Source organism: Microcoleus sp. FACHB-1515 (genome assembly GCF_014696105.1).
Classification (GTDB): domain Bacteria; phylum Cyanobacteriota; class Cyanobacteriia; order Elainellales; family Elainellaceae; genus JAAUTJ01.
On record NZ_JACJPO010000052.1, the window covers coordinates 130,949 to 146,483 of the forward strand.

Sequence of the window (15,535 nt, forward strand, 5' to 3'; positions counted from 1 at the left end):
AGCAAATTCAAACTTCTCTAATCTAGAAGTATAAACCATCAAATGTTCTTAACAAATTGTCATGCAAGCTCCTGTACAAACCGAGAAGACTCATTTTAATCTCGATCGCGTTTCCTCCGTGCTGCGATCGGTTGGCTGGTTGGGAATTGTTATTCAGCTTGCGTTTGCTGCGGCGGCTGGACTGATGGTGCTGTTTGCCCTGACGGGACGAACCTTTAGTCAGGCGATCGCGCCGGATACTGTGTCAACTGGAACGCCAGGACTGGGAATTAGCACGCTGTTTGCCAGCTTGGGCGTGATTGCGCTGCTGATCGGTGCGTTTTTAGCGTTTCGTCAAACTCGCTTTGCCAAGCGATTAAGTAATCCAAATACTGCCGCTCATCCGCCTCGGTCAGAAGTTGTTGCCGTGCTGCGATCGGGTATTATTTTGGGTTTGATTGGAATGCTTTTGACGATTGTGGGTGGCAGTATTGCGCTCAGCGTTCTCCTTGCAAAATCAATTTCGCTGCCGCAAGTTGGCGTCGCGGTTTATGACCCAACGCGAATAATTCGACCGATCGATGTCTTCGTTGCCTTAGCAAATATGGTCGGAATTGCAGGCCATTTCATCAACACCAGTGCCTCTTTAAGCTTGTTTAACTGGTTGCATCGCTAGTCGCTCAACTCTTCCAAAGCGAGCCTGACAAGACGACTTTTGTTTTGCTCGCTTTTGGGTTGCAAAAGTTGTAACTAACAACGATCGCTCGATTCGTGAGTTACGATCGCGACATCCAATTTTGCTGCCAGCCAATGCGAAAACTCACGACGCTATCAACACTGTTTCTCCTGGCTACGAGTTCAAACGCAATGGCAGCGAGTACCGCAATGCAGGTAGTGCCAAACCAAATGATGGAAAACGGGCTGGAATTTAATGTCGAGCGTCGGATTGATCGCAATTTAGATCAGTCAGAATTTACGATCGATGTTGTTACCAAAGATTCTTCATTTCCTGAGGTGGGATACACTTTTCTTAGCACTTTTGAGGTCAAGCCAAATGGTTTCTCAAGTTACGGCCATCGTGATGTTAACTGTATAACCGAAGCTGCACGAATGCACTGCGCCTTCACGGTTTCTGATCAAGAATTACAAAATCAAAACTTGAGTTTTTTACTGAGTATTCCAACACGTCTCGATCCCAACGGTAATGTAGTGCCGTCCATCAGTCTGTTGTATTTCAGATTGAACGATCCGCAAATTCGGATTGTGAATGAACCGATCGATTCAACAAACTTTTTAACGCCACTTTGGAACTTGATTTCTAGTCTGGAAAACCAGATTAGGCAAATATTTTAATAGGCTACGCCCTGAAACTCGATACAATGCAAGCACCGTTCGATTGAATTGTTTTGGCGCGGATGAGGGTATGAGGAGAAAATTGCGGCGATGGATTCAAGGTTTTTTGCTGCTGCTGGGGCTGGCAGTGTTGGCGATGCTGCTGATGGCGCGTCCGGCGATCGCTGAAGTTTTAGTTGCTCAAACTTCACCCGATACGGTCAACTACAACAACGCCAACTTGCAAAACCAAGATTTTTCGCATCAAAACCTCAGCGGCAAAGCGTTTGTCGGCGCGGAAATGCGCGGCATTAATTTTGAAGGGTCGAATTTGGCGAATGCAATTTTTACCAAAGGCGTCTTGCTGGATGCGAATTTGCGCGGCGTGGATTTGACTGGAGCGCTGTTCGATCGCGTCTTTCTGCTCGGAGCCGACTTGACGAATGCTGTGCTGCAAGAAGCAACCGCAACGCGCACCAGCTTTCAAGATGTGACAATCACGGGAGCGGATTTCACCGATGCGATCCTCGATCGCTTCGAGATTGCTCAGCTATGCGATCGAGCGGCGGGCGTCAATCCCACGACGCAAGTTGCAACCCGCGATAGTTTGGGCTGTCGCTGATCTGCCAGCGCACCTAAAATAGAAATTGTGTTTTGGGCGATCGCGCCAGAGTGGACAGCCGCCCAAAGTTCAAATGCTGCAATGATGCTATGTTGATCTAGATGAGAAATTTAGACCAATACTACCGAGTGCTGGAGCTTGAGCCTGGAGCCTCCTTGGAGGAAATCAACCAGGCTTATAAAGACTTGGTGTTTATTTGGCATCCCGATCGCATCCCTGAAGACAATCCGCGCCTTCAGCAAAAAGCGCAAGAAAAGCTCAAGCTGCTGAATCAGGCGAGAGAGCAGTTGCGATCGCATCAGGACGGCAAAACGCGCTTGGCTGCTGCCAGAGCCAGGGCACATGCTACTGCTCGCCCTGCGCCCGCGCCTGCCCCTGCGCCCGCTCCGCCACCGCGCTATCGCTACTATCAGCCGCCGCCGCGTCCGTCCTATCAGCCGCCGCAGCCTGCTCCGGTTGCGCCTCCTCCACCTGCTCCACCGCCACAGCCACGTCGATCGCCACCTGATCTCAGCGGAGCCGATTTGAGCGGCGCAAACTTGACCGAGAAAGATTTGGCCGGACGCAACTTGAGCAACGCCAATCTCAGCAATGCCAATCTCAGCGATGCGTTTTTGCATCGCGTCAACTTCAGCGGCGCGAATTTGCACGGCGCAAATTTGTTTCGGGCGAATTTGCTCGAAGCCGACTTGAGCAACGCCAACCTGCAAGATTCCAATTTGATCGGGTCGGATTTGAGCGGCGCGGATTTGCGAGGAGCGGATTTACGCGGCGCAAAAATTGGCGTCAGCGATCGCGTCATGGTGAAGCTGACCGGAGCAAAATTGGCCGGAACGATTATGCCCGACGGCACGATTCACGAGTAGCGATGGATGCGATCGATCCCCCTGAATCTCCCTTCAAAAGGGGGACTTTGAGGAGTGGTTCGGCTCCCTCCTTGCTAAGGAGGGTTGGGGAGGATCATGCGATTTGAAAACGCACCCTAACGATGATTTTGTCTTTCAAGCTGCGCGAAGTTGCCCGCTCACAGCAGCACTTCCGTCAATTGATGCTGCTCCCACAAGGATTGGTAGAGTCCAGGCTGGTTCAGCAGGTCGGTGTGCGTTCCTGACTGCACGATCGAGCCGCGATCCATGACGAGGATGCGATCGGCGGTGGCGGCAGCGGAAAGCTGATGCGAAATGAAAATCACGGTTTTGCGCTGCGTCCCTTCGGAGAGATTTTTCAGAATTGCCGTCGCGGTTTGGTTGTCCACGCTCGACAGTGAATCATCGAGAATCAAAATCGGCGCATCGACTAAGAGCGCTCTTGCCAGTGCGGTTCGCTGCCGCTGGCCGCCCGAGAGCGTAATGCCGCGTTCTCCGACGATCGTGTCGTACTGTTGCGGAAAATTGAGAATTTCGCCGTGCATTTGCGCGTTTTTGGCCGCATATTCGACTTCTGGCTGCTCGGCATACGGATCGCCATAGCGAATATTGTTGCGAATGACGGTACTGAACAAAAAGCTGTCCTGCGGCACATAGGCGATCGCTGCTCGCAAATCTGCCAGTCGAATGTCGGTAATATCATGCCCGTCAAGAAACAGTTGTCCCGGTGCGATGTCCAACAGGCGCGGCAGGGCGTTCGCCAGCGTCGATTTACCCGACCCGATCGATCCCACAACCGCAACCGTCTCTCCCGGTGCAATTCGGAAGCTGACGCGATCGAGCGAGGGTGCTTTTGCTCCCGGATAGGTGAAGCTGAGATTTTTGGCTTCCAGCCGTCCCTGCACTTCCTCTCTGGGCAAGACGATCGCGGATCGATCATCTTGAATTTGTGGCTGAGCGGCAAGGATATGTTCGACGCGATCGATGCTGACTTCGCCGCGCTGATAAGCCGTGATCGTGAAGCCGAGCAGCGCGGTGGGAAAGACCAATCGTTCGACGTAGAGCAGCAGGGCGATGAAGTCCCCAACGCTGATGGCTCCGCTGGCGATCGCATCTGATCCCTGCCACAGAATTACGAGCAGGCTGACGCTGGCAAGACCGCTGAGCAACGGGAAAAGCGTGGTGCGGGTGCGAGCTAGCTTCAAATTGGCACGGAGAAGTCGCTGATTGTAGCCGTTGAAGGCGCGGCGTTCGTTTTCTTCTTGGGCATAGATTTTGATTAGCGAAATGCCGCTCATGTCTTCTTGAATCAGTTCGCTCAGGTGCGAAGTTTCTTCCTGCACGGCCAACTGTTCGTTGCGGAGTCGATTGCTAAATAGCTGCACCAGCATCAGCATGACGGGATAGACAGCGATCGCAATCAAAGTCAGCCGCACATCGATCAGCAGCATCACAGGCAGCGTCAGCGCATAAGCAAACAGCGTATTTGCCAAGCTCAAGACGGCAAAGCCTAAAAGACGCCGGATATTATCGACATCGCTGGTGGCTCGACTGATCAGATCACCTGCGGTATTGCGAGCAAAATAAGCAGGCTCCATCGTCAGCAGATGGCTGAAAATTCGCTGTTTCAGGTCAAACTCCACCTGTCGCCCGACGCCAAACAGCCAAACGCGCGACGCCATCCGCACTACCCACATCGCAGAAGCCAAAATCAGCACCAGGGCGACGATCCCCGTGACGCGATCGAAGCTGAAGCTGGCCTGCAAGTCGTCAATGCTGTCGCGAATTAGCAGCGGAATGTAGACGCCCAAAGCATTCACAATCAGCAGCGCCACAATGCCCAACACGGCCTCGCGCCAGTGCGGACGCAGGTAGCCACCCAGTTTTTGCAGTTGCGATCGAGCCATTCGAGAAAACCGATGCAGTTTCAGTCGCAGATCCGACAGCGTACCGAGAAATGGGGTCGATCGCAATCTGCAACAAGGGGGAAGAAGCGCCCAGAATTAAAATTCGGGCTAAAAGCTGAAGTCCGTTTAAACGGACTAGCACACAGTCTCGTGAAGCGTTTTAACCCATTTCAATGGGTTTGGGCTTTCAGCCAGGAAATTGATTTCCTGGGAGTTCTGAGTGCGATGTAAAGATGCGTCTTTGCAAGTAGAATGTGGCGATAGCTGAACGGCTCCGACTGCTGGCTGAAGGCTAAAATTTTCAGTTGTCGCGAGTGGTGAAAGCAATGGCAGAAGTTGGCATCATCATGGGCAGCGATTCTGACTTGCCAACGATGCAGGGCGCGATCGCAATTTGCGAACATTTTGGTGTGGCTTGCGAAGTGGCGATCGTGTCTGCCCACCGCACACCCGATCGCATGGTCGAATATGCCAAAACTGCCCACGATCGCGGCCTCAAAGTGATCATCGCTGGAGCCGGAGGAGCCGCCCATCTGCCGGGAATGGTGGCTGCGCTGACGCCGCTTCCCGTCATTGGTGTGCCTGTGCCGAGCCGTCACCTTCAAGGGTTGGATTCGCTCTATTCGATCGTGCAGATGCCAGCCGGAATTCCGGTTGCGACGGTGGCGATCGGCAATGCCACGAATGCAGGCTTACTCGCCATTCAAATGCTCGCCAGCTATCAGCCCGATTTGCTGATGCGGGTGCAGGACTATCGCCAGAGCTTGACGGAAATGGTGATGAGCAAGCAGCAAAAGCTCGATGAAGTGGGCTATCAGCAGTATTTGCAGAATCGATCGATCTGACGGCGATTGCCTGTAAGTATTTCTACCAAGCAAGAAAAACTTTTGCGAGTTTCTGCGGATTTGGTTTGCCAGATGACCAAACGATTTGGAATTCGTTAAGTATAGTGAAGAAAGTATCTTCAACCCGCCGATCGAAACGCCAAAGATGCGATCGATCGCGCAAGCCAAACATCGTTGATCATTCTTGAAACTTTCTCCCGCGCCTCAAATGGGGTGTGGAATTCGTACAACCTATTTTTCCTAGAAGAGGTTTTTGTGACGTTATATGCAGAGCTACACCGTCATTTGGGCGGTTCCGTTGTTCCCCGAATTTTGTGGCGCTATTTCGATCGCGCCCAGTCCGAAGTCAATTCGCGCTTTGCCAACTACGAAGCGTTTGAAGACTTTTACACTCGTCCGCGCAACACGCTCGACGAATATCTGGAACTGCATACGCTGGTGGAGTCGGTGCAGACGGCGGAAGCGTTGCCGTATTTCGTTTCGCGGCTGATGCGCGGCGCATATATTTTTGAGAATTTGGCGTATTTGGAATTGCGATTTACGCCGTTTTTGCGGACGCCTGAACATCTCGGCCAGTCCGATCGCATCGACGCAATGGCCGAAATTGTCGAGATCGTCGGTCGCGCCAGCCGGCTTAGCGAGTATCCGATTACGACCAGCCAAATTTTGTGTATGCACTCGCGCCTGCCGTATGAAGTGAATCGAGCGATCGTCGATCTCGCGGCTGCGATGCCTCAGTACGTTTGCGGAATTGATTTGGCCGGAGGCGATGCTCATTATGCCGATCGACTCGACGAATTCATCGGCCTGTATGACTATGCGCGATCGCTGGGTCTGAACACGACCGGACATCTGTATGAAACAACCGAGGGCTGCTACCCTGAACTGCTGCCCTATCTGATGCGAATTGGGCACGGCATCCAGATTCCGCTGCTTCATCCGGAACTGCTGCCGCAGCTTGCCGCCGCTAATCAATGTCTGGAAGTTTGCCCGACCACGTATCTGAAGACGGGAACGTTAGAGAGCATTCAGCAGCTTAAAGTCGTGTTCGATCGCTGCTTTGATGCCGGAGTGGATATCGCCATCTGTACCGATAACGCCGGACTGCACAACGTCCGCTTGCCGTTTGAGTACGAAAGCCTGCTGACGCATGACGTGATCGGCTTTGAGGAACTGCAAGCCTCTCAGGATGCCGCCTTCCGCCATGCGTTTGCCTGGAAGCACCAACAGCGGCCAGAGTCGATGCTCAGTTCGATGCTGCGATCGACCAATTCGGTTGCCTGAGTTCGATCGAATTCCACTAATGTGCACTGTGATTGAGATTTTTGCCCTCGCCCTAAATCTCTCTCCCACTGGGACAGGGACTTCCGATCGTTCCGATTCCCCTTCTCCTCAAGGGAGAAGGGGCTAGGGGATGAGGGCAAGACTATAGCGAAGTCGAACAGAACATGACCGACGAAAAAGCGATCGCTCTTTCGGGCGATCGCTTTTTTACCAATTTCGTTTAGCCTACGAACCGCGACGCAGGGCAGATTCAACCTGACTGAATTCTTGCTCCAGACGAGTTTTCAGCTTTTGCGGCACGGGACGATTCGGGTAGGAGCTATAGTGTCCGGCCAGCGAATTGAGTGCGGTTCGCATCGTCGTGAACGAAGACAGCTTTGTCACCGAGGCATCGCGCTGATAGCGAGAGGCAAAATTGTTGATCAGTTCACGCGCGTCAGTTTGGGCTTGGGCTTTGTTGGGCGCGTCGTTGGGCAAATCGATCGCGGCTCGCAGTGTTGTAATCAGGGCGAGCGTGTCTTGGCTGTAGTTTCCGCTGAGGCCAGCCGGAGCGTTGGAGCAGCCCATCACGCCGATCGACAAAACCAGCGCTAGTGCCAGCGCCACAAACCGCGACAAGAATCGTTTCATAAAACCTCGAATGGTAAACAACATGCGCCGTCAACACGGGGATCAAGCATTAATGCTCATCTTATCTTGATTCGGACGGGCGATCGATTCCTTCAATCGATAGAATTTCGATCGGCTTGACGACGTTCGCGCAGCTTCAGCAAAATTTCGGCGTGAACTTCACGAGTAATTGGGTAGAAGTAGGCGAGAACGAGTCCAGCAATCAGGGTGAGTGTCGGCAATGGTGCGATCACCAGTCGAATTGCCAGCAGCGCAGAATCCGGCTGCGTCGGTAACGGTTGTCCCGGTGTTGCTTCGATGAATCCGGCAGCGCCGAGTGCCTGCCCGACCAGAAACAGCGCGAGTGCTAGCCCAATTTTTTGCAGCAGCACCATGAAAGCGTAAAAAATCCCTTCGCGTCGCTGTCCGGTTTGCAGTTCATCGAGTTCGATCACGTCCGGCAGCATCGACCAAGGCACAAGGTAAGCCGTCGCCACGCCAACGCCTGCCAAACCCGCCAGCAGAAACAGCAGTGCCGTTTGTCCCGGTCGCAGCAAGAACAGTCCAGCCTGCGCGATGATCCACAAGGCCATGCCTAGAAAGTAGACAACCCGCTTGCCGCGCTGCTTGCTGACCGCACTCCAGACGAACAGCATGACGATTGCCACTGCCTGCACAATCAGCGCAACGGCAAAATATGACTCCAGCCCCATCCAGTTGACCGTGAAATACGGCAAAACCGTTGCGGTAAGCTGAAACGCCAGCCACGAGCAGAGGTAAATGCCAATCACATACAGAAACGGACGATTGCTGAAGACGATTTTTAGCTGCTCAAAGAACGGAATGCTAATTTCGGAATCGCTGCTGTAGCGTTCTTTTGTGCCCAAAACGCACCAGTAGATCGGAAAGACCGACAAGACCGCGCAAACTGCTCCTAGCGCGAGATACTGCTGTGCGGAATCGGGGACGACGAGGGAAATTACGAGGCCAAGAATTAAGGCGAGAATGCTGCCGCCGATCGAAAACGCGAATCGAAAGCTGTTCAGGCTCGTCCGTTCGTGATAGTCCTGCGTCAGTTCTGGCGTCAGCGCAGTGTAGGGCAAATTCACAGCGGTAAATGCCGTGTTAAATAAAATCGAGATGGCGACGTAGTACCAAAACAGCGCGGTTTGATTCGTGGCGGGATTGTCGCTAAAGCGCGGCACGATCCACTGCAAGAAAAAGAAAATGCCGAAGGGAATTGCGCCCAAAATCATCCAGGAGTGGCGGCGACCCCAGCGGGATTTGGTGCGATCGCTCAAGAAGCCGACGATCGGATCGTTGATGGCGTCAAACACTTTGCCGATCGCCAAAATGCTGCCTGCCGTGCGGGGATCAAGTCCGGCGACGTTGGTGAAGAACACCATCAGTGAAAAGGTCAAAATCGTGACGGTGATTCCGGCTCCGGCATCGCCTGCACCATAAGCCAGCTTAGTACTGAGGCTCAGTTTTTCTGATTCTGGTGCGGCAGATGAATTGGTCATGGCGCGGCTCGAACCCGATTAACAGTTGTATGATTCTCATCATTCCAGTATTTGCGATCGCCGTCATGCCAGATTTATACGTGTCTTGGACTGATTACCACCAAAAAATTGAACAATTGGCAATTCAGGTTTACGAATCCGGCTGGAATTTCAATCAGATCGTGTGTCTTGCTAAAGGCGGTTTGCGCGTCGGGGATGTGCTGTCGCGCCTGTTCGATCAGCCACTCGCGATTTTGTCTACGTCATCGTATGGCGGCAAAAACAATCAGGTGCGCGGCTCGATCACTTTCTCGCACGATTTGACGAAAACGACGGCAAATTTAGGCAGTCACATTCTGCTCGTCGATGATCTGGTCGATTCGGGTGTGACGCTGAAGCGGACGCTGCCCTGGCTCGATCGCAAATACGGTTTCTATATTGAAGAAGTGCGGACGGCGGTGATTTGGTACAAGGAGCGATCGATCATCGCCCCGGACTACTACGTTGACTACCTGACGGATAATCCCTGGATTCATCAGCCGTTTGAGCATTATGAACAGATGAGCGTGGCCGAACTTGCCGCCCAGTCAAAATCAGTCAGCGCCAGCTAGTCATCCAGCCGCAGCAGCTTTCGATAGAACGCCTGCGAAAAGTCGGCCAGATGTGCCCGCTTGAAGTTGATGATGACTTCGATCAGAAAATCAACAAACTCAAAGTTTGCCAGCGTCAACTCGTAGCTGAGTTCGGCGTTGCCGTCGAACTGCATTCGGCAGCGCACCAAGTCAGCAGGCAGAGTCGAAACATTCCAACTGGCGACAAACGGAATCGCCTCGCCGCCTTCGATTTTGCGGACGCCTTCTAAGCTGCCGCGCTGATAAAGGCTGATCGCGTAGGGCAATGCGCCGCGCTTGTTGCCGCTGTAGTAGGGCGTGTAAACGTTGACATCTCGCGGATTGGCAGGCTGAAGTTGCTCGATCGACATAACTCAAATCTTCCTTTTCATGGCGCGGATTTGGCGATGTCAGGCCAGCGGAATTTCCCGTGACCTTGCTATACGGTGTAGCATTTCGCCCGTAGTTGAGTGTTCCCACTCTACCAAGAGTTGATTGCAGGCAAAGCCGAAATCTCCAGGAAAATTCAGCTTTTTCTGCGGTTTGTGGAGCTTAGCACTTCATGTCAGCAGATGATGATATTTATGTGCCAGTTTGCCGCGATTTTCACTTGTTTCTCGGCTTCGGATTGATAGATTGTGACCTAAGATCGAAACTTATGAAGCAAACCGCTTCCCTTGTCCTTTTTTCCAACCTAGAAACGCCGTGAGTCCAGAAACGCTGCTGAAAATGCCTGCTGCCTTCAGTCCGGCAGAGTTTGACGAGTATGTGATGCACACATACGCTCGCTTTCCGCTGACGCTCGATCGAGGTGAAGGCTGCCGCGTTTGGGACACAGACGGACGCGAGTATCTCGATTTTGTCGCCGGAATTGCCACCTGCACATTGGGCCACGCGCATCCGGTGCTGATCGATGCCGTCACCGAACAAATTCAAAAGCTGCACCACATCTCCAACCTCTACTACAACGAAGCGCAGGGCAAACTGGCACAGTGGCTCGTGCAGCATTCGACAGGCGATCGCGCTTTCTTCTGCAATTCCGGCGCAGAAGCAAACGAAGGCGCAATCAAGCTCGCCCGCAAATACGCGCACACGGTTCGCGGGATTGACAATCCGATCGTCATCACGGCCAAAGCCAGTTTTCACGGTCGGACACTCGCCACAATTACCGCAACCGGACAGCCGAAGTACCAAAAGAACTTCAGCCCGCTGATGCCGGGATTCTACTACGTTCCTTACAACGACATCGCCGCGATCGAACTGGCAATTTCCTATCTCGACTACGAGAAACCGCAGGTCGCGGCGATCATGATGGAAGCCTTGCAGGGTGAAGGCGGCGTGTCTCCGGGCGATCGCGCCTACTTCCAGCGCATCCGCGAGATTTGCGACGCCAAAGGTATTTTGCTAATCATGGATGAAGTGCAGGTCGGCATGGGTCGGACAGGCCACCTGTGGGGCTATGAAGCCTTGGGGATCGAGCCGGACATCTTCACATCGGCAAAAGGCTTGGGCGGCGGCATTCCGATCGGCGCGATGCTGTGCAAATCCTCCTGTGATGTCTTCGCACCCGGAGATCACGCCAGCACGTTCGGCGGTAACCCGTTCGCCTGTGCCGTCGCGCTTGCGGTCTGCCAAACGCTGGAGCAAAACCGCCTGCTGCAAAATGTGCAGGCCAGAGGCGAACAGCTACGGCAAGGACTGGAAGCGATCGCCCCCAAGTACCCGAATCTAATCAGTCAGGTGCGCGGCTGGGGCTTAATCAACGGTCTGGTCTTGAATGCGGAAAATGAAGTCAATTCGGCGGCGATCGTCAAAGCAGCAATGGCCGAAGGTCTACTTCTCGTTCCGGCTGGTTTGAAAGTGGTGCGGTTTGTGCCGCCGCTGATTGTGACCGAGGCAGAAATCGATCGTGCCCTTGCCGTGATCGATCGCGTCCTGGCTGAACTGTAGCGGCGCGGCGATCGATTGTTGAAGTGAATCGATCGAGGCTCGTCCACCCGATGAGCCTCTTTTTATTCTCCCGATCGCACAGACGCAAGATCTCGAACCCCCAAGTACAGACGCGAGATCTCGCGTCTCAACCCCCAAATTGCAAGTCGATCGCATCAAGACTTGGATATTAAGATTACGGAAAGTTTAGGGTTGACTTCGATAGACTAGAAAATGAAATTAATTCTTTAGGATCTTGCAACAACTATGACCGTCGATCGTCTGCGAACTGCTCAAGCAGGAACGCTGGACGCTTCCACGCTGAGACGGGTTTTTGAGAATCTTTCTGTGGAAAGCTGTCCGCACACCTACAACTTTCACATGCACACCGTCTGCTCAGACGGCAAACTTCAGCCTGCCGAACTGATGACGCAGGCGATCGCGATCGGGCTGAAAGGCATGGCGATCACCGATCACCACACGATCGAAGGCTATCGCGCTGCACAGCGCTGGCTGGAAGATTGGCAGTGGAACCATCCGGGTCAGCCTGTGCCGCATCTGTGGACGGGAACCGAAATCAATGCGAGCTTGCTGAATACGGAAGTTCACATTCTCGCCTATGCCTTTGACCCGCATCACGGCGCCATTCAGCGCTATTTGGGCAGACGCACCCTGAGCGGCAACGACTATCAGGCCGATCGCGTCATTGCGGCGATTCATCAGGCGGGCGGCTTGGCGGTTTTGGCGCATCCGGCTCGCTACCGCAAATCGCATCACGATCTGATTCCTGCCGCTGCAAAAGCAGGCATTGACGGCGTTGAAGCCTTTTATGCCTACAGCAATCCCACCCCTTGGAAGCCCAGCCCTCAACAAACCCATGAAGTGCGATCGCTCAGCGCTAACTATCACCTGCTCAACACCTGTGGAACTGACACGCATGGCCGCAGCCTGCTTCAGCGGCTCTAGATCGCTTCTTCAAGATCCTAAAAATGAAGCCTCTGCTGAACTTCAGCAGAGGCTTTTTGATCAAGGTTTATTAAGTTTTTGAGAAAATGAGTTGGCGATTAGGGCAAAGCATTGATTAGGCTGATCACGCCTGCGCTGACAGCAGTTAGCAGAACGGCGAGCGAAATCGACTGTCCGAGGTGCTTTTTAGCTTGCATGATAATTTCCTGAATGAAAATCTGAAGTTCTTAGACAATATCAGCCCTTTGCAGAGCGAAACCAAAAATAACAGTTTTTATAAGAAACTTTACTTTACTTTATTATCTAAGCAGCGATCGCTCAGGTCAAACCGCTGAAAGCCCTAAGCCACCAATCCAGCGATCGCCCTTGTTGCTATCAAGAATTTTAGAAAATCGAGTCGCCAAAATTTCGCAATTCTTCGTTACAATCACAAGTATTAAACAAATCTAGCTTGCGATGCAGCAGTCTTCTCGATCGCCAATTTTGCTGAAAAGTGAATGGCACGAATCTACGGTTGAGTATGGTCGCCTAGAAGCAGTTGGTGAGTTTGATTTGGCAATGCCCAAACAGGGAATCAGCGTGGCTTTTGTGCCGCACGATCGCGTTAGTTGGTCAGTGGATGGCGATCGCGTTCAAACGACTGCACTTCCCGCAGGCAGCGTATTTTTGTATGCCAATCGACAGTTTGTTTGGCATCATCGCGAAAAGCTGAGCGAATATGTGCATTTGACGCTGGAGCCGCAGTTGCTCGATCGCGTTGCGGCAGAAAACAATTTGCCTGCACCGATCGCGCTGGAACATCGCATTATCTTTTCCGATCCCACGATTTTACACGTCGCTCAGCTTCTTAGATCTGAAGTTGTCATGAGCGGCATTGCTGGAGATTTGTACGTTAATCGCTGCGAAATCTGCTGGCCGTGCATTTGTTGCGAAACTACAGCAGCGTTGCGGCTGCACCCGCGATCGAATTGCGATCGTTCGATACATTTAAGCTCAAACAAATCAAAGATTACATTGACGAAAATTTAACAGAACCGATCGCGATCGCAGATTTGGCTGCTTTAATTCCGATCAGTTCGTTTCACTTTGCGCGAGCATTTAAGAGCGCGATCGGAATGCCGCCACATCAATATATTACGCAGCAGCGGATCGATCGCGCCAAGCTTTTACTATCAGCAACCCAGCTTTCGATCACAGAAGTTACTTTTCAAGTCGGCTTTTCCAATCAAAGCCATTTCACCGCCCAGTTTCGCAAGCTGGTGGGGGCAACGCCGAAACAATATCGCGAACGAATTTGAAGATTAGAAATGGTTCGCGATCGACTGTTCTTGAACGACCGCTTCACACATCTGCCGGACTGAATTGATTAAAAAGATACGCGAACAGTGTTGCAATTCTTCTCGGTAGATGATGCGTTCTTGAACTTTTTTCTGCTGCAACAAATAGCGTCGGTAAGTTCCAGCTAATAGTCCAGAAGCGATCGGTGGCGTGTACCATTTACTATTCAATTCGACAACTAAGTTTCCGGTGCAAAACTCAGTGAGTTCTCCCTTTTCATTCCACAACAGCACTTCATCTAATTCAGGAAACTGCTGTTTCGCCTGTTCATAAATTAAGCGATTGGTTGTTTTGTGATAGAGAAATATATCAGCAGAGTTGACAGGCGATTTCGCAAGGGTAACTTGAAGCGATCGCCCCAATCGCTCATCGTCTACTGCTGCTGTTTCTAACCGCAACTCACCGCATTTTGAAACACAAAGTCGAACTTTATGCGGTAGCAGTGGTAGCGTTTGAGCAGCGGTCAAGAGACGATCGCAGACTCGATCGACATCCACTTCAAACCCAAAATAATTAGCAGAAGTTTGTAAGCGCTGAAGATGAAAGTCAAGCAGAAAATACTCGCTCGATGTCCACAGCAGCGTTTCCAAAAGTTCAAACTGTGGCTGAGCCAAAACTTTTGCTTTCGTGCAGCATTCTTCGTATTCGTCAGCTTCGATCGAGTCCCAAACGATGCCGCCACCGACGCCATATTCTGCGGTTTGGTGAGTGCGATCGATCAGCACAGTCCGAATTGCCACATTAAACTGTGCGGTTTTTTCGGGCGTAAAATATCCGATCGCACCTGTGTAAATTCGTCGGGGACTGTCTTCTAATTCAGCGATAATTTGCATGGTGCTGGATTTGGGTGCGCCTGTAATGGAAGCACAGGGAAAGAGCGATCGCAGCACTTCAACAACATTTGCATCTGTCAAACACTGCACAGAAGAAGTCATTTGCCACAGCGTCGGATATTGCTCAACATTGAACAGTTCCGGCACTTTTACGCTTCCGATTTCAGCAATTCGTCCGAGATCGTTGCGAATCATATCGACAATCATCAAGTTTTCAGCTTGATTTTTTTCTGAATTTCGCAAAGTGGCGGCGAGATGGCGATCGTTCTCCACCAAGCCCCGCGCCAGCGTTCCTTTCATCGGGCGGCAGGTGATTTTTGTTTGAGAGTTCGATTGAGTCTGCTGAAAAAACAGTTCTGGTGAAGCGCTACAAATTGCCCAGTTTTCTAAGTTGACGAAAGCGCCATATTGACAATTTTGCGCTTGGATAAGCTGAAGAAAATAGTGCCAAGGATCGGCTGAAAATTCAGCTTGCAGGCGAAATGAGAAATTGACTTGATAGGTTAAACCTTGGGCAATGTAGGATTTGATTGTGGCGATCGCTTCTCCATATTCTTCCTGAGAAATTGAGCGCTTCCAATTGAGTGAAATGAACGATCGCTTGTCGTTCGATAGAGAAATTGCTTTGTAATCTGCATAGACTCCAAACCAGATTAAGGGAAAATCTTCGCAAGCATTCACCCTGAAACTATGATCAAATGCGGGTGCAGCTTCATAGCTCAAGAATCCAGCGACGTAGTAGCCGCGATCGAGAAATTCCTGAACTTTCTCCAAAATCGGCACAACTTCTGTAACTTGAGTTGCGGTTAGAATCTCGATCGGATTTTGGAAATAAAGCCACTGCTTTCGATCGGCATCTTGCAAAATGACGCTATTAATTGAAGTCGCAATGAATTCTGCTGACAATCGCAA

The 15,535-nt window shown here is 51.8% G+C and carries 16 protein-coding genes; 11 read left to right on the plus strand and 5 right to left on the minus strand.

Annotation, left to right across the window (positions count from 1 at the left end):
* Positions 1 to 61: 61 nt before the first annotated feature.
* The 4 genes from H6F67_RS17785 to H6F67_RS17800 all read left to right on the plus strand — a co-directional run bounded on the left by H6F67_RS17785 (position 62) and on the right by H6F67_RS17800 (position 2,799).
* Positions 62 to 655, plus strand: coding sequence for a DUF3611 family protein (locus H6F67_RS17785; protein WP_190767954.1), 594 nt, complete (start codon positions 62 to 64; stop codon positions 653 to 655).
* A gap of 191 nt (positions 656 to 846) precedes the next feature.
* Positions 847 to 1,332: a hypothetical protein gene (locus H6F67_RS17790; protein WP_190767955.1), complete on the plus strand. Its 486-nt coding sequence runs from the start codon at positions 847 to 849 to the stop codon at positions 1,330 to 1,332.
* Between the two features lie 70 nt (positions 1,333 to 1,402).
* Positions 1,403 to 1,933 (plus strand): pentapeptide repeat-containing protein, encoded by a 531-nt coding sequence (locus H6F67_RS17795; RefSeq protein WP_190767956.1) that lies wholly within the window; start codon positions 1,403 to 1,405, stop codon positions 1,931 to 1,933.
* A 101-nt stretch (positions 1,934 to 2,034) separates the two neighbouring features.
* A complete protein-coding gene (locus H6F67_RS17800) occupies positions 2,035 to 2,799 on the plus strand; it encodes a pentapeptide repeat-containing protein (RefSeq protein WP_190767957.1) in 765 nt (254 codons plus the stop codon).
* Positions 2,800 to 2,957: 158 nt separating this feature from the next.
* Here H6F67_RS17800 and H6F67_RS17805 read toward each other — a convergent pair whose 3' ends face one another.
* Complete coding sequence (locus H6F67_RS17805; protein WP_190767958.1) at positions 2,958 to 4,706, minus strand: ABC transporter ATP-binding protein; 1,749 nt, start codon at positions 4,704 to 4,706, stop codon at positions 2,958 to 2,960.
* Positions 4,707 to 5,032: 326 nt separating this feature from the next.
* Here H6F67_RS17805 and purE point away from each other — a divergent pair, with 326 nt between their 5' ends.
* Entirely contained in the window at positions 5,033 to 5,551 is a 519-nt protein-coding gene (purE, locus tag H6F67_RS17810; protein ID WP_190767959.1) for a 5-(carboxyamino)imidazole ribonucleotide mutase, read from the plus strand.
* Between the two features lie 255 nt (positions 5,552 to 5,806).
* Positions 5,807 to 6,835: an adenosine deaminase gene (locus H6F67_RS17815; RefSeq protein ID WP_190767960.1), complete on the plus strand. Its 1,029-nt coding sequence runs from the start codon at positions 5,807 to 5,809 to the stop codon at positions 6,833 to 6,835.
* 225 nt (positions 6,836 to 7,060) lie between these two features.
* Here the strand turns inward: H6F67_RS17815 and psb27 are convergent, their stop codons facing one another.
* Both psb27 and H6F67_RS17825 read right to left on the minus strand, forming a co-directional pair.
* Positions 7,061 to 7,465: a photosystem II protein Psb27 gene (gene psb27 / locus H6F67_RS17820; protein ID WP_190767961.1), complete on the minus strand. Its 405-nt coding sequence runs from the start codon at positions 7,463 to 7,465 to the stop codon at positions 7,061 to 7,063.
* A 92-nt stretch (positions 7,466 to 7,557) separates the two neighbouring features.
* Entirely contained in the window at positions 7,558 to 8,967 is a 1,410-nt protein-coding gene (locus H6F67_RS17825) for an MFS transporter (RefSeq protein WP_190767962.1), read from the minus strand.
* A gap of 65 nt (positions 8,968 to 9,032) precedes the next feature.
* On the opposite strand from H6F67_RS17825, the gene H6F67_RS17830 reads away from it, so the two are divergent.
* On the plus strand, positions 9,033 to 9,557 hold the full coding sequence (locus H6F67_RS17830) for a phosphoribosyltransferase (protein WP_190767963.1): 525 nt from the start codon (positions 9,033 to 9,035) through the stop codon (positions 9,555 to 9,557).
* Here H6F67_RS17830 and ebsA read toward each other — a convergent pair.
* Positions 9,554 to 9,928, minus strand: a complete 375-nt coding sequence (gene ebsA, locus H6F67_RS17835; RefSeq protein ID WP_190767964.1) for a type IV pilus biogenesis protein EbsA — start codon at positions 9,926 to 9,928, stop codon at positions 9,554 to 9,556. The genes H6F67_RS17830 and ebsA overlap by 4 nt on opposite strands.
* A 334-nt stretch (positions 9,929 to 10,262) precedes the next feature.
* On the opposite strand from ebsA, the gene H6F67_RS17840 reads away from it, so the two are divergent.
* From H6F67_RS17840 to H6F67_RS27380, 4 genes are all read left to right on the plus strand, one after another.
* Positions 10,263 to 11,507 (plus strand): aspartate aminotransferase family protein, encoded by a 1,245-nt coding sequence (locus H6F67_RS17840; RefSeq protein WP_396798320.1) that lies wholly within the window; start codon positions 10,263 to 10,265, stop codon positions 11,505 to 11,507.
* A gap of 246 nt (positions 11,508 to 11,753) precedes the next feature.
* Entirely contained in the window at positions 11,754 to 12,452 is a 699-nt protein-coding gene (locus H6F67_RS17845) for a PHP domain-containing protein (protein WP_190767965.1), read from the plus strand.
* Between the two features lie 456 nt (positions 12,453 to 12,908).
* A complete protein-coding gene (locus H6F67_RS17850) occupies positions 12,909 to 13,481 on the plus strand; it encodes a hypothetical protein (protein ID WP_199304486.1) in 573 nt (190 codons plus the stop codon).
* Positions 13,482 to 13,504: 23 nt separating this feature from the next.
* Positions 13,505 to 13,750, plus strand: coding sequence for a helix-turn-helix transcriptional regulator (locus H6F67_RS27380; RefSeq protein ID WP_199304487.1), 246 nt, complete (start codon positions 13,505 to 13,507; stop codon positions 13,748 to 13,750).
* Positions 13,751 to 13,753: 3 nt separating this feature from the next.
* Here H6F67_RS27380 and pabB read toward each other — a convergent pair whose 3' ends face one another.
* The gene (pabB, locus tag H6F67_RS17855) at positions 13,754 to 15,529 is read right to left on the minus strand and encodes an aminodeoxychorismate synthase component I (protein ID WP_242020692.1); all 1,776 of its coding nucleotides are present in this window, start codon (positions 15,527 to 15,529) and stop codon (positions 13,754 to 13,756) included.
* Between the last annotated feature and the right edge of the window lie 6 nt (positions 15,530 to 15,535).

Excerpts from the sequence above, each read along its gene's own strand:
- H6F67_RS17785 (WP_190767954.1), top strand. The coding sequence starts at position 62 with ATGCAAGCTCCTGTACAAACCGAGAAGACTCATTTTAATCTCGATCGC.
- ebsA (WP_190767964.1), bottom strand. The coding sequence starts at position 9,928 with ATGTCGATCGAGCAACTTCAGCCTGCCAATCCGCGAGATGTCAACGTT.
- psb27 (WP_190767961.1), bottom strand. The coding sequence starts at position 7,465 with ATGAAACGATTCTTGTCGCGGTTTGTGGCGCTGGCACTAGCGCTGGTT.
- purE (WP_190767959.1), top strand. The coding sequence starts at position 5,033 with ATGGCAGAAGTTGGCATCATCATGGGCAGCGATTCTGACTTGCCAACG.
- H6F67_RS17800 (WP_190767957.1), top strand. The coding sequence starts at position 2,035 with ATGAGAAATTTAGACCAATACTACCGAGTGCTGGAGCTTGAGCCTGGA.
- H6F67_RS17845 (WP_190767965.1), top strand. The coding sequence starts at position 11,754 with ATGACCGTCGATCGTCTGCGAACTGCTCAAGCAGGAACGCTGGACGCT.
- H6F67_RS17795 (WP_190767956.1), top strand. The coding sequence starts at position 1,403 with ATGAGGAGAAAATTGCGGCGATGGATTCAAGGTTTTTTGCTGCTGCTG.
- H6F67_RS17850 (WP_199304486.1), top strand. The coding sequence starts at position 12,909 with ATGCAGCAGTCTTCTCGATCGCCAATTTTGCTGAAAAGTGAATGGCAC.
- H6F67_RS17830 (WP_190767963.1), top strand. The coding sequence starts at position 9,033 with ATGCCAGATTTATACGTGTCTTGGACTGATTACCACCAAAAAATTGAA.
- H6F67_RS17790 (WP_190767955.1), top strand. The coding sequence starts at position 847 with ATGGCAGCGAGTACCGCAATGCAGGTAGTGCCAAACCAAATGATGGAA.
- H6F67_RS17805 (WP_190767958.1), bottom strand. The coding sequence starts at position 4,706 with ATGGCTCGATCGCAACTGCAAAAACTGGGTGGCTACCTGCGTCCGCAC.
- H6F67_RS17825 (WP_190767962.1), bottom strand. The coding sequence starts at position 8,967 with ATGACCAATTCATCTGCCGCACCAGAATCAGAAAAACTGAGCCTCAGT.